Raw genomic sequence first — 12,328 nt, 5'->3', positions numbered from 1 at the left:
GGTCAGGGCGCCGCTGTGGAGCGCGAGGTGCCCAGGAGCGTCACGTCAGGGTCGAACAAGGTCACATCTGCAGACCAGCAGTCCGGCGCCACGCGCTCGCCTGAGCGGGCCCCAGGCGAGCGCAGGCGTCGCTGGTGAGATCACGCCCGGCAGGTTCCCGTCGGCGTGCGTGTGGAGGACCAGCATGCGTGCACGGCGTCGATCACCTGACGCCTCAGGGCGGGTGTGCTCGGGGTGTTCAGGAACAGCCCGAAGCGTTGCGTGTGGATCACGAAGGTGCCAGCCGCTTTGCTCGCGCCTGTTCGACGCGGGCCGATCGTTCGAGTGGCGAACTTCGTACGTTGGGGGGCGCGCTGGAGCTCACGCGCCCCTTGTTAACGCCCACGGCGTTACAGGCTGAGTGGGTCGAGGGTGAGGGGCGCGTCCAGTTCGAAGGCCTCGGCGTACCGTCGGCGCGTGAGGGTGCCCCAGTACATCAGGCGGGCGGTGCGCCGCTCGATCACTTCGGGCGTCACGGTTTCGCTGACGGTTTCGCCACTGAACTGGCTGACGTGCGCGCGGATGGCGGTCGCCCAGTCGTGCAGGTGCGCTTCGACGTCGACGACGAGGTCGGCGTTGATGTCGCCGTTGCCCTGGTACAGCAGCGTGGTGCTGACGCGGTGCACGTCGCCGTCCAGGGGGGCTTTGCGCAGCGCGGCGAGGTGCGCTGCGCGCTTGGCGAGGTGGTACGCGCCGAAGTGGTCCGGGTGGCGGTCGTGGTGGTGCGGGATGACCAGCACGCGCGGGCGGGTGAGGCGCAGCGCGCGCGCGAGGGTGCTGGCCTGCTCGGGCGTGTCCATCAGGCCGCCGTCGGGCAGGTCCAGTTGCCCGCGCCACGCGAGGCCCATGATGCGAGCGGCGTCCACGCATTCGGCTTCGCGCTGTTCGGGGGTGCCGAGGGTGCCGTTCTCGCCGCGCGTGAGTTCGAGGATGCCGACTGCGCGGCCCGCGCGGGCGAGGCGGATCAGGGTGCCGCCCGCGCCGATTTCGGCGTCGTCCGGATGGGGGGCGAGGCAGAGCCAGTCGAGGGGTTGGGGCGTGCCGTAGACGGTGCGCATGGTGGAAACAGTGGAAACAGAAGCGCGGGAGGGTGTATACCCTCCCGCGCGTTCGGCGTCGTCAGACGCTCAGGACCTGACGGCCGTCGTAGTAGCCGCAGCTGCCGCACACGTGGTGCTGCAGTTTCTTGCTGTGGCACTGGGGGCACTCGACGAGGTTGGGGGCGACGAGCGCGTGGTGGCTGCGGCGCATGTCGCGCTTGCTCTTGCTGGTCTTCTTCTTGGGGACGGGGTGCTTGGCCATGTCAGTTCACTCCTCGGGCCGCTTTCGCTCTTCCGGCTGGGGCGGGGCGGCTTCTTCTCGCGCCGGGGCGCGAGACAACAGGAGGGAGTATAGCACAGGGCTTCCCCCTCGTGCACCCCTCAGCGGCGCTGCCGCGGCGGGCCTTTTTTCACGCCCGCGAACTTCCGGGCGTCCACCCGGCCGCCCTTGCGCGCACCCGCCGCGCCCGCGCCAGTGCTCCGCGCGGGCGGCATCATGTCCACTGCCAGGTACCGCGCGAACGGCAGGTACAGCGCGATGACCAGCAGCGCCGACCCCCACCAGGTGTCCACGAACTTGAGGCCGAGCGCGCGGAGCAGCGCCTGAATCACCACGATCACCAGCGCGAACAGGAACGCTTTGAGCAGCAGCTTCCCGAGCTTGGCGGCGTTCAGGCCGGGCGAGGGGTCCGGTGTGGTGAGCCAGCGCCAGAAGGTCACGCGTCGTCCTCGGGGTGCACATCGCGGGTGCTGGCGCCCACCTGCACCCGTCCGGCGAAGCCGTCCAGCGGCGCGAGCGTGCCCTGATCGTCCGGGTCGAGGTCCAGCAGGAGTGTGGGCTTGCGCACGCGGTCCGCGAGGCCTTTCAGGTACGTGCGTGTCGCCGCGTCACGCGCGGGCGCGACGAACACCACGCCGCGCACCGGGCTCTTGCCTTCCAACAGGCCCAGCGCGCCCTGCAGTTCCGCCTCGCCGGCGCTGCGCGCCTCGAACCGCGCGGCGCGCGCGACCACCTGATCGCGGGGCAGGTCGCTGGCGAACACGCCGTGCAGGCCCAAGTCCTGCAGGCGCGCGCGCAGCGGCCCGCTCAGGAAAGGGTCGGCGAGCAGCGCGTCCGGGCCGATCACGGCGACCGTCGCGCGCGACGCCGCCGTCAGGGGCGGCATGGCGCCGCGGCCAGTGCCGGCGTAGAGTTTCGCGCGGTCCAGCGCGAGGCGCACGCGACCCGCATTGCGGGTGAGGCGCTGCCCGATGTCCGCGGCGACGGGCGCCAGGTCCGTGCCGGGCGCGGGCGTCGTGACGAGCGGCGGCAGCACGCTCACGCGGCGGGTGAGCACGTCCGCGAAGTCCTCGCCCCAGGGGTCGCCGTGCACGCCGGCGAAGCCCGGCAGCACGACCGCGTCGGTGCGGGCGAGTTCCAGCACGCGGCCCAGCGCGAGCTGCACGTGCGGCGGCTCGTCGGGGAGGCTGTCGCGGCCGATGGCGTACGCTTCCTCCGCGCTGAGCGCGGGACGCACGACCTCAAGTTCGAGGGCGCGCAGGAACGCCTCCCAGTACGGGACGGCGCGCGCCCCAAATGAATCCAGCAGTCCAACCTTCACGCCCTCAGGATACTGCGCGGCGCGGGGGCATCCGCCTCACGGTCGGGGCGCGTGGTACTCGCCGCTTTTGCCGCCGCTCTTGTGCAGCAGGCGCACCCCGGTAATCTCGATGGCTTTGCTCGCGGCCTTGAGCATGTCGTACACGTTGAGCGCCGCGACCGTCACGGCCGTGAGCGCCTCCATTTCCACGCCGGTGGGGGCGGTGGTGCGCACCGTGGCGGTCACGTGCACGCCCTGCTCGCGCAGCTGCACGTCCACCTTCGCGCCCGTCACGGGAATCGGGTGGCACAGCAGCACGAGGTCGGCGGTGCGTTTCAGGCCGCTCAGGCCCGCGAGGCGCGCGACGCCCAGCGGGTCCCCCTTGGGGTTCGCGCCGGCTTCCAGCGCGCGGCGCGCGTCCGTGGGGAGCCGCACCCACGCCTCGGCCGTCGCTTCACGGTGCGTGGCGGCCTTGTCCGTCACGTCCACCATGCGCGGCGCGCCGTCCCGGAAGTGCGTGAGTTCCGGGGTGGCGCCGGGCGCGTCGCGCTCGCTCATTCGTCCGGGAGGTCCAGGTCGCGCAGCGCCGCGAACGGGTGGCTGGTCGCATGCGGCACGTTCGGGTCGCCGTCCATGTCACTCTGCAGCGCCTCGACGGGCACGCGCGCCTGGTGCGCGCAGGTGCTTTCGTTCAGGTCCGTGCCGCACACCTGGCACAGGCCCTTGCAGGCCTCGTCGTGCAGGACGCTGAGCGGCGCGACCAGCAGCGTCGTTTCCGCGAGGTACGCGCTGAGGTCCAGGTCCGGGTGGCCGAACACCAGCATCTCCTCGCCGGTGTCCGCTTCCTCGAGGTACGGCTCCTCGACGCTCGGCGCGTAGCGCATCAGGGTGCCGAGGGGCACGTCGAGGGGGACTTCCACCGGGCGCAGACAGCGGGCGCATTCCATCATGAGGGTCGGCTGGAAGCGGCCCTGCAGGTAGAACTCGTTGCCTTGAAGGGTGTTGACGTCCACTCGGAAGGGGGCGGGTACCGCGAAGGTGAGGGTCTGCAGTTCGCCGCCCTGCTCGTAGCGCAGGTTCGGCGTTTCGCCGCGGATGCTGGCGTCGCCGGGCGCGCGGAGCAGCGCGCTGAGGTTGATGCGGGGTTCGGTGAGGGTCATGCCTGCATGATAGAGCGCCCTGACAGGCCCCTGAAGGTCAAGCGTCGCAATGTCCACCCCTGAGTGAATATTCACGCGCATACTCATGGCCTTCGTGTTCTCCGCACAACCCGAAAATAGAGTTGCAGACGTAAGGCATACGCCCATCCTGGTGTTACGTTGAAAGCCAATGAACATCTCGCTTCTCGGCATCCCGATGGACCTCGGCGCCGGCCGCCGCGGCGTCGACATGGGCCCCAGCGCCCTACGCAACGCGCGCCTCGCCCACCACCTCCGCGACCTCGGCCACACCGTCACGGACCTCGGCGACGTCCCCGTCGCCATCCCCGAAACCGCCGACAAACTCTCCCAGCAGGGCCTGGTGTTCCTCGACAGCATCCTCGACGCCTGCACCGGCGCGTACGACCGCCTGCGCGCCCTCCCCGACGACACCTTCAGCATCAGCATGGGCGGCGACCACAGCATGAGCATGGGCACCGTCCCCGGCGCCGCGCGCGGCAAACGCACCGGTGTCATCTGGGTCGACGCGCACACCGACTTCAACACGCCCGACAGCAGCCCCAGCGGCAACATTCACGGCATGCCTGTCGCGCACCTCACCGGCCTTGGCGACGCCCGCCTCGCCGGCATCGGCGGCGGCTGGCACGCCCACCCCGAAGACATCGTCATGATCGGCATCCGCAGCATCGACGCCCGCGAACGCGAACTGATCCGCGAGCACGGCATCACCGTCTACACCATGAAAGAAGTTGACCAGCTCGGCATCACCCGCATCGCCGAGGAAACCCTGGAGCGCCTGTTCGGCGTCGAACGCCTCCACGTCTCCTTCGACGCGGACGCCCTCGACCCGACCGTCTGCCCGGGTGTCGGCACGCCCGTCCCCGGCGGCCTCACTTACCGCGAAGGCCACCTGCTCATGGAACTCCTCAGCGAATCCCAGCGCGTCACCAGCATGGACATTGTGGAAGTCAATCCCATCCTCGACGTCCGCAACGAAACCGCGCAGGTCATGGTCGGCATGGCCGCCAGCCTGCTCGGCCAACGGATCCTGTAAAGCGCAGTGGATGCGGCAGAATAAAGTAGATTCTGTCGCATCCATTGCTTTTGGTGGAAGCTTATTCCTTGGTAGACTCTGTCGTCAGGAATAGAGACATGTCCTTGGTAACATTGTCATTCATAAATTTCAAAGTCAAAAGATCGACGCCTTTGAGATCGGCATCAACGGCTGCCGTAATTTTTAAGATGACACGTACTTTCTCCAAAAAACGAATCTCCGTAGCGTCACGTGTGTTATCTGTTTCAGTCACGTCTTTGACCAAGTACGCTTGGTCAAGCTTGACTTCCACACCTTTCGGCAGCTTCTCCGGCGTCATCATCAACCAGCTTGCATATTTTTCGACAGACCGCACATTGTTTCCGTTATCGCGGTTATTAAAATCAATTTTCAAATCTTTAAGATACTTATCCTGGATCCCCAACATTCCGGCAGGATACGTATACTGCACGTAAATGGTCTGTCCAGGCACAAGCACCACAGGAGCAAAAGGAGTCTCCTGAACCAAAGGTGCAGAAACTTGAGTCCCGGCAGTTACAGGTGCGCACGCGCCCATCAATGCCATTACTGGCAGCATTACACTTAATTTCTTCATCATCATCTCACCAGTTGTAAAGGTAGCATGAGATCGAGTCTTCCTAGAGCGAATTTGTGGCATCGACAAAAAGCGTGGAGGGCGGGCCTTGATCTCATGATCAAGACCCGCCCTCTGAGGTTGGGTTAGTCGAGGATGCGTTTAAGGTGCAGGTAGATTTCGTACCAGTCACCTTTGTCGCGCGGGCGTTTGCCTCGCAGTTCGATGCGGGAAAGCGTGCGCACCCAGTCGGGCGTGATCTGGCCGCCGAGCACGGGGTCGGCGATCAGGTCGCTAAGGCCCTTGGGCATGCTGCCGTCGGTGCCCTGGCCGTAGAATTCGACGCCTTCGAGCAGGTCGTGGACGGTAATGGTGTACGCGCCCGCGAGGGTCTGCAGGGTGTCGAGGCTGGGGTTGGTGCGGCCGCGCTCAAGATCGCTGAGGTACGGGACGCTGATGCCAGCGGTTTCCGCGACGTCTTTGAGCCGCAGCCCGCGTTCGCTGCGCAGTTCACGCAATCGTTCGTGCAGTTTCATGGTTCACCTCCTAGGCTGCGGCGAGGTCCGGACCGGGTGGTGTCGGGTCGCCTAAAGGGGGGATGGCTGCTGTTGGGTATTTGCAGAATCCCCCACCCTGGCTCGGAGTGTAGCACCGGCCCGCAATCCGGTCAATACAGAATTCCTCGGGGGCGATTCTTGCAAACCCCAAACGAGTACGCTAAGATCGTAATCAGATCAGGAATTTCCAAAATGGAAGTCTTCCTTGTTGGAGGCACGCATGCACACGCTCAACCAACGGACCCTCGAATGCATCGCCGAGACCATCCGCACCGGCCAGGCGCACCACACCGTCGTCCTGAACACCCTCATCGAAACCGAGAACCAGGGCGGCAGCGGCGCCCTGCGTCAGCTTGAGCGGCAGCTCAGCCGCAGCGCCGACGCCCTGCAGACTCGCCAGCACCCCCATACCCACGTCGCCCGCACCTGGCTGGACGCGACCCGCGCATACCTGCTCGTCAACGCCACCCGCAAACAGGCCGTCTGACCCCAGAGCACGTCACCCTGACGCCCTCATCGGCAGGAGGGCACATTCAGATGCCCAACCCAAAGACGAGGCCGCTGATGAGGTGGCCTCGTCTTTCCGCACGTCACTCCGGCTTCAGGCCGTAGATGTCCTCGTACTTCGCATGCAGGTACGCCACGTAATCATCGGCCTGCAGTTCACGGCCCGTCGCGCGCACCGTCAGCTCAGACGGCGTCAGGCTCCGCCCGTACTGATGCACGTGCTCTGCCAGCCACGCCAGCAGCGGCCCGTACTCCGCGCGGTCTACCCCCGCCGCGATCTGTGCGTCCTGACGCGCCGTGTTCAGCAACTGCACGCTCAGCAGGTTTCCGAGCGTGTACGTCGGGAAGTACCCGATCAAGCCCGCGGACCAGTGCACGTCCTGCAGCACGCCGTCTGCGTCGTTCGGCGGCGTGATCCCCAGGTACTCGCCCATCTTCGCGTTCCACGCCTCAGGCAGGTCCGCGACCTTCAGCGTCCCCTCCAGCAGCGCCAGCTCCAGCTCGAAGCGCAGCATGATGTGGAAGTTGTACGTGACCTCATCGGCTTCCACGCGAATCAGGCTGGGCTGCACGCGGTTCACGGCGCGGTACAGGGCTTCGGCGTCCACACCGGCGGCCACGTCGGGCGCGATGGCCTGCAGCGTTGGGAAGTACCGCTGCCAGAACGCCCGCGAGCGCCCCAACAGGTTCTCGAACATCCGCGACTGGCTCTCGTGGACCCCCAGGCTCGCGCCGCGCGACACGGGCGTCCGCTCCCAGCGTTCCCCGACGCCCCGCTCGTACATGGCGTGGCCCGTCTCGTGCCATACGCCGTACAGGCTCGTCGGGAAGTACGTCTCGTCGAACCGCGTGGTAATGCGCAGGTCCGAGCGGCTGAAGTTCGTCTGGAACGGGTGGGCGCTCACGTCCAGCCGCGAGAACGCCGGCTTCAGCCCGAAGGCCTCCTCCGCGAGGCGCAGCGCGATGTTCCGCTGCGCCTCCGCAGGGAACGGACGGGACAGCACGCCGTAGTCCGTAGCGTCCCCCGCAGCGGTGATGCGGCGCAGCAGCGGCAGCGTCCGGTCGCGCAGGTCCGCGAACACGCTGCGGATGTGTTCCGCGCGGGCGCCCGGCTCGTAGTCGTCAATCAGGGCGTCGTACGGGTGCGCGTCGAAGCCCACAAGGTCCGCCTGGCGGCGCGCCAGGTCGAACATGCGCTCCAGGTACGGCGCGAAGGTGTTGAAGCTGTCGGTTTTGCGCGCTTCGATCCAGGCGTGGTGCGCCTCGTTCTGCGCGCGCGTCAGCTCCTCCACGAAACTGGTGGGGAGTTTCGTGGCCTTGGTGTAGTCGCGGCGGGCCACGCGGACGATGGCGGCGTCCGTGTCGCTGAGCGTGTTGCGTTCGGCGGCGTCCAGCAGTTGGCCGGTGCGTTCGTTCGTGAAGGTCTCGTGCGACAGGCCGGCGAGGGTCGCCATCTGCAGGCTGCGGACGCGCGCGGCTTCGGGCGGCATGTACGTCTCCTGATCCCAGCTCATCAGGCTCGCGGCGGCGCTCAGGTCACTTACCTGACCGAGCAGCGTCTTCAGGTCATCCAGTTGTGTCACGCGCCCAGCCTACCGCGCGGCCCGCCCGGCCCGTCCACCCCCGCCATTGTGCCTACCGGCACGGGCCGTCACTGCCAGCGCTCCATACGTTCGGGCGCCTCGCCCAGCAGCAGTGGGCGCACCTCCCCGATCAGGTACAGGCTACCGCACACCACGCTCAGCCCCGGCGGTAGGCTGGCGAGCGCCTCGGCGGGCGTTTCCGCGACGCGCACAGGCACGCGTGGGAACCAGCGCGTCAACGTCACCGGCGGGGCCGCGCGGGGACTGAGGACAGCGCGCGTCAGCACCACCTCCGACGCGAACGCGGCGATCTCCCCCGCCACGCCGGCGACGTCCTTATCCGCCGTGGCGCCGAACACCACAGGGACACGCCCCACGCCCAGGGTCGCCAGGGCGCGGCGCAGGGCCCTGGCGCCGTCCGGGTTGTGCGCGCCGTCGAGCAGCACCTCACGTTCACCCCAGGTGAGGCGCTCCAGCCGTCCCGGCCACACCGTGCCCGCTGCGCCTCGCTCGATGGCGTCCACGGGAACGCCCAGACGCGCGGCCGCCAGGGCCGCCAGGGCGGCATTGCGGGCACCGTGTTCCCCCAGCAGCGGCGTCTGGAACGTCCACGCCCCCTGCGGGGCCTGCAGCTGCACGCGCCAGCCCTGCCAGCCCCGCGAGGTCGATGTCAGCTTCGCCTCACGCCCCAGCGCCCACAGGTCAGCGCCAGTAGGCGTTAGCAGGGGCAACAGTCCGGGATCCACGCCAGTCACGGCGGGACGCCCTGCGCGCAGAATCCCGGCCTTCTCACGGGCGATGGCCTCCACCGTGTCGCCCAGCACCTCGGTATGGTCCAGCGCGACATTCGTGATGACGCTGAGCGCCGGGCTGAGGGCATTGGTGGCGTCCCACCGCCCCCCCAGCCCCACTTCCATCACGGCGGTGCCCACACCGGCACGCGCGAACAGCAGGCACGCCAGCGCAGTCACCACCTCGAAGAAGGTGGCCTCCAACGCCTCCGCATGCGGACGCACCACCGCGAGGGCCGCCTCAACTTCCGGGCTGGGACGTTCCACGCCATTCACGCGGAACCGCTCCCCGAACCGGGTCAGGTGCGGGCTGGTGAACAACCCCACCCGCTCCCCGCTCGCCTCCAGCATGGCCGCCAGCGTCGCCGCCGTACTGCCCTTCCCGTTCGTGCCGCCCACCAGCACCACCCGGAACGACCTCTGAGGCTCCTCCAGTCGCGAAAGGAGGGCCTCCACACGCTCCAGGCCTGGGTTCATGCCGAACCGCTGCCGCCCTACCAACCACGCCACCTGCTCATTCACGCCCGCACGATACCGCCCGCCGCATCCACAGGCGCGTGCCTCGGCTCACAGGAGCAAGGCCCAGGGGAATCCTCCTGGGCCTGCTCTTGTCCTGGGGTTCTTACTGCGCGAAGTACGCTTCCAGAGCCGGCACGATCTGCTTCTTGCGGCTGATGCGCGCCCCCAGATCAGCTACGCCCCCGGCACTCTCCGCGCCGAACGCTTCGCGCAGCACCTTCTCTTCCGTCGCAGACAGCACAAGGGTCCGGTTCGTCTCGTTCAGGATGTCCACGACGCTCAGCAGCACCCCATTCAGGCCCGCATTCGCCTTTTCCGCGTCCATCGCCTGCCGCAACGCCTCCGCGCGGCCAAACACGTACGCAGGGTTCGTCGTCTCAATCACGCCGATGCCCCATTTTGCCTCGCCAAACGGGAACACCTTGTAGTCCATCTTCAGCAGTTGATCTGCGGGCGTGTCCCCCAGGTCGCTCTTCGCCGCGAACATCGCCAGGGCGTACGCCGTCACGTCCGTGATGCCGGCGATGGCCGCGAGGTACGCCACAACCTCACGGTCCTCGGGCGTCGTCGTCGGGCTGCGGAAGTGCAGCGTGTCACTGAGGATGGCGCTCAGCATGAGGCGAGCGTCTTGCGGCTCCACGCTCACGTTTGCCTCCCGGTGCAGTTTCGTCAGGATCGTCGCCGTGCAGCCGACCGGCTCGAACCGCAGGTACGGCGGCACGCTCGTCGTCAGGTCCCCCAGCTTATGGTGGTCCACCACGCGCGTCACCGTCAGATCCGCGAGGCCAGGGACGGACTGCGCCCCCTCGTTATGGTCCACCAGGGCTACGGGGGCACCCTTCGGCAACTCGGGCAGCACCTCAGGAGCCACCACGCCCGCCTCACTCAGCACGAAGGCCGTCTCGCGGTTCAGTTCGCCAAGGCGGTACGCCGTGGCGTCCACCCCTGTGCGGCGCAGGAAGTTCGCGTACACCAACGCGGACGTGATCGCGTCCGTATCCGGATTCAAGTGACCAAAAACAGCAACCATGCCCACAAGTGTAAAAGAAAACCCCCGCCGCTGGCGGGGGTTTCGGGGGTCAACCGGGGTTAGAAGTTGACTTTGTAGCTGATCTTGAAGCTCTGGCCGGTGGCGGCCTTGCCGTCGCCGAGCCCACTGCCGATCTGGTTGCCAGCAGGATCAAGGACGCTCAGGTTGTACATACCGTAGCCGAAGGCCAGGTCGTAGTAGTTCCCTTCCACGTACAGACCGTTCTGGCTGATACGCGCACCGTTGTTGGCATCCTGGAAGTAGCCAGCATCGTTCGTACCGCCCGCCGTGAAGGGCGTCTGGTAACGGGAGTACGCGCCCGTGGTGCGTGCCGCCGCGTAGACGAAGGGCACGTATTCACGGTTCGTGCTGTTCAGGCCCGCGTAGTACACGGCGAGCTTGGTGTTGGGCAGCAGGAACTGGTTGAGCTTCACGCCAGCCACGTACTTCATGGCGGTGCTGGTGTAGTCGCTCGTTGCAGCCGCGAAGTCGTGGCTGTTGCTGTAGTAGCCGAACGCACCTTCGAAGCTGGGGTTGAAGGGGAGGCTCGTGAGCGGATCGGTCGTCACGCGGATACCCGCCGCAGTCACCGTGTTGTTGTTGACGGTGGCAGCTTCACGCGTCAGATCGAAGGTGCTGCGCGCGAACACGCCTTTCAGCTGAACGTTGGCCAGACCCAGCTTGGCGTTGTACAGCGCGTTGCCGTACGTGAAGGTGTTGCTGTAGCTGGTGGTCGCGTTGCTGTAACGGTTCGCGTAACCGAAGCGCAGGTCCAGGTTCTTGACGAGTGCCGCTGCGTCCGTACCGTTATGCGCGATTTCTGCGCCGTACTCGGTGTAGCAGGTCGCATCGGTGCTGTCCGCCGTGCTGAAGGTGAGGGCACTGCCCACGCCGTCCGTGTCCGTGCCGTCGAAGCCGGGGTGCTGGTCACCGCAGCCATCCTGCTTCTTGAAGGCATTGGCGCTATCGAAGTAGCTGTTGTACTTGCTGTTGCGGAAGTACTCGTTGTCATCCTCGCTGAGAACGCCGTTGAGGTTGAGCTGACGGTAGTACGCGCCGATGGTGATGCCCAGGCCAGGGGTAATGTCAGCACGGGCCGTCGCGCGCGTCGCTGCATTGGCGCCAGTACCGTAGCTCAGGGCCGCGTTTTCGTTGGCCATGAACTCGTAGTAGCCGCCACGGATGCTGGCGATGCTGAACAGGTTGACTTTCGCAGCGACGCCACGGTCGACCTTGAGGGTAGGCTCGGTGGACGTGGTGAAGTTCGTCGCCCACTTGGTCTGGCGGTCATAGTAGCCACCGACCGACACGGGGCCGAGAGTGGTGGAGACGTTCACGCCGAAGCCAACCTGGTTACGACCGTAAGGAGCGGTGCTGCCGTTGGCCGTGTCACGCGGCGCAGCTTCATTGATCCCCGCGAAGAGGTCATAGTTGCTGCTGATCGCACGGTAGTTCAGGTCGTTAATGGTGACGGGGCCAACCTTGCCGGTGGTCTTCGCGTAGAAGGCCTGGGCGTTGGTGACCGTGCCGTCCTGCGCCGTGAGGTTGCTGCGCGCAAACTCGCTGTCGACCGTGAAGCCGCTGATGCTGCCGTGCAGGTCGGCGCCATAGGCGGTGACGTCGCGGTAGGGGTAGAGGGCGTAGTTGGAGAAGGCATCTTCGCCTTCCTGCGCAACGTGCGCCCCGAAGGTCAGGCCGCCCACCGGGGTGATCTGCGCGCGCACACCACGGTAGTAGGTGTTGTCAGGGAGACCCGTGAAGACGGTCGTGGAAGGCACGCCGTTTACAACCACAGGGGTGCCACGAACAATGGTTTCACCAGTGCCGAGCGTGTAGACGCCACCACGCGTGATGTAACGGTAGACGTTGACTCCGTTGACGTCGCGCACGACGA

The 12,328-nt window shown here is 66.8% G+C and carries 14 protein-coding genes (1 of these 14 cut by a window edge); 2 read left to right on the top strand and 12 right to left on the bottom strand.

Annotated elements, in window-relative coordinates; all coding sequences use genetic code 11:
* Positions 1 to 389 precede the first annotated feature (389 nt).
* The 6 genes from bshB1 to DEIMA_RS02855 all read right to left on the bottom strand — a co-directional run bounded on the left by bshB1 (position 390) and on the right by DEIMA_RS02855 (position 3,819).
* Positions 390 to 1,097: a bacillithiol biosynthesis deacetylase BshB1 gene (gene bshB1, locus DEIMA_RS02880; RefSeq protein WP_013555732.1), complete on the bottom strand. Its 708-nt coding sequence runs from the start codon at positions 1,095 to 1,097 to the stop codon at positions 390 to 392.
* Positions 1,098 to 1,158: 61 nt separating this feature from the next.
* On the bottom strand, positions 1,159 to 1,341 hold the full coding sequence (rpmF, locus tag DEIMA_RS02875; RefSeq protein ID WP_013555731.1) for a 50S ribosomal protein L32: 183 nt from the start codon (positions 1,339 to 1,341) through the stop codon (positions 1,159 to 1,161).
* Between the two features lie 119 nt (positions 1,342 to 1,460).
* Positions 1,461 to 1,799: a hypothetical protein gene (locus DEIMA_RS02870; RefSeq protein ID WP_013555730.1), complete on the bottom strand. Its 339-nt coding sequence runs from the start codon at positions 1,797 to 1,799 to the stop codon at positions 1,461 to 1,463.
* Entirely contained in the window at positions 1,796 to 2,680 is an 885-nt protein-coding gene (locus DEIMA_RS02865) for a hypothetical protein (RefSeq protein WP_013555729.1), read from the bottom strand. Before DEIMA_RS02865 ends, DEIMA_RS02870 begins: the two co-directional genes overlap by 4 nt.
* Before the next feature lie 36 nt (positions 2,681 to 2,716).
* Positions 2,717 to 3,217, bottom strand: a complete 501-nt coding sequence (moaC, locus tag DEIMA_RS02860) for a cyclic pyranopterin monophosphate synthase MoaC (RefSeq protein WP_013555728.1) — start codon at positions 3,215 to 3,217, stop codon at positions 2,717 to 2,719.
* Entirely contained in the window at positions 3,214 to 3,819 is a 606-nt protein-coding gene (locus DEIMA_RS02855; RefSeq protein ID WP_013555727.1) for a YceD family protein, read from the bottom strand. Before DEIMA_RS02855 ends, moaC begins: the two co-directional genes overlap by 4 nt.
* Positions 3,820 to 3,988: 169 nt before the next feature.
* Between DEIMA_RS02855 and rocF the strand changes: the two genes are divergently transcribed.
* Complete coding sequence (gene rocF, locus DEIMA_RS02850; protein WP_013555726.1) at positions 3,989 to 4,873, top strand: arginase; 885 nt, start codon at positions 3,989 to 3,991, stop codon at positions 4,871 to 4,873.
* Between the two features lie 61 nt (positions 4,874 to 4,934).
* On the opposite strand, the gene DEIMA_RS17725 is transcribed toward rocF, so the two are convergent.
* Together DEIMA_RS17725 and DEIMA_RS02845 are read right to left on the bottom strand one after the other, a co-directional pair.
* The gene (locus DEIMA_RS17725) at positions 4,935 to 5,474 is read right to left on the bottom strand and encodes a hypothetical protein (RefSeq protein WP_148234882.1); all 540 of its coding nucleotides are present in this window, start codon (positions 5,472 to 5,474) and stop codon (positions 4,935 to 4,937) included.
* Between the two features lie 119 nt (positions 5,475 to 5,593).
* Complete coding sequence (locus tag DEIMA_RS02845) at positions 5,594 to 5,983, bottom strand: helix-turn-helix domain-containing protein (protein ID WP_013555724.1); 390 nt, start codon at positions 5,981 to 5,983, stop codon at positions 5,594 to 5,596.
* A gap of 241 nt (positions 5,984 to 6,224) precedes the next feature.
* Between DEIMA_RS02845 and DEIMA_RS02840 the strand changes: the two genes are divergently transcribed.
* On the top strand, positions 6,225 to 6,491 hold the full coding sequence (locus DEIMA_RS02840) for a hypothetical protein (protein ID WP_013555723.1): 267 nt from the start codon (positions 6,225 to 6,227) through the stop codon (positions 6,489 to 6,491).
* A 103-nt stretch (positions 6,492 to 6,594) separates the two neighbouring features.
* Here the strand turns inward: DEIMA_RS02840 and DEIMA_RS02835 are convergent, their stop codons facing one another.
* The 4 genes from DEIMA_RS02835 to DEIMA_RS02820 all read right to left on the bottom strand — a co-directional run.
* Complete coding sequence (locus tag DEIMA_RS02835) at positions 6,595 to 8,094, bottom strand: carboxypeptidase M32 (protein ID WP_013555722.1); 1,500 nt, start codon at positions 8,092 to 8,094, stop codon at positions 6,595 to 6,597.
* Between the two features lie 68 nt (positions 8,095 to 8,162).
* On the bottom strand, positions 8,163 to 9,407 hold the full coding sequence (locus DEIMA_RS02830; protein WP_013555721.1) for a bifunctional folylpolyglutamate synthase/dihydrofolate synthase: 1,245 nt from the start codon (positions 9,405 to 9,407) through the stop codon (positions 8,163 to 8,165).
* Positions 9,408 to 9,507: 100 nt separating this feature from the next.
* On the bottom strand, positions 9,508 to 10,434 hold the full coding sequence (locus DEIMA_RS02825; protein ID WP_013555720.1) for a manganese-dependent inorganic pyrophosphatase: 927 nt from the start codon (positions 10,432 to 10,434) through the stop codon (positions 9,508 to 9,510).
* A 59-nt stretch (positions 10,435 to 10,493) separates the two neighbouring features.
* Positions 10,494 to 12,328, bottom strand: partial view of an S-layer homology domain-containing protein gene (locus DEIMA_RS02820; protein ID WP_013555719.1) — the 3' portion only. 1,459 nt of this gene lie beyond the right edge of the window; 1,835 of the gene's 3,294 nt are visible here — the last part of the coding sequence; its start codon lies off the right edge, out of view — the gene reads right to left on this strand; it ends in the stop codon at positions 10,494 to 10,496.

The sequence above is a fragment of the Deinococcus maricopensis DSM 21211 genome (genome assembly GCF_000186385.1).
GTDB classification, from domain to species: Bacteria; Deinococcota; Deinococci; order Deinococcales; family Deinococcaceae; genus Deinococcus_B; species Deinococcus_B maricopensis.
Note: the sequence above shows the minus strand (reverse complement) of the source record. Positions and strands in the feature narration are given on the sequence as shown.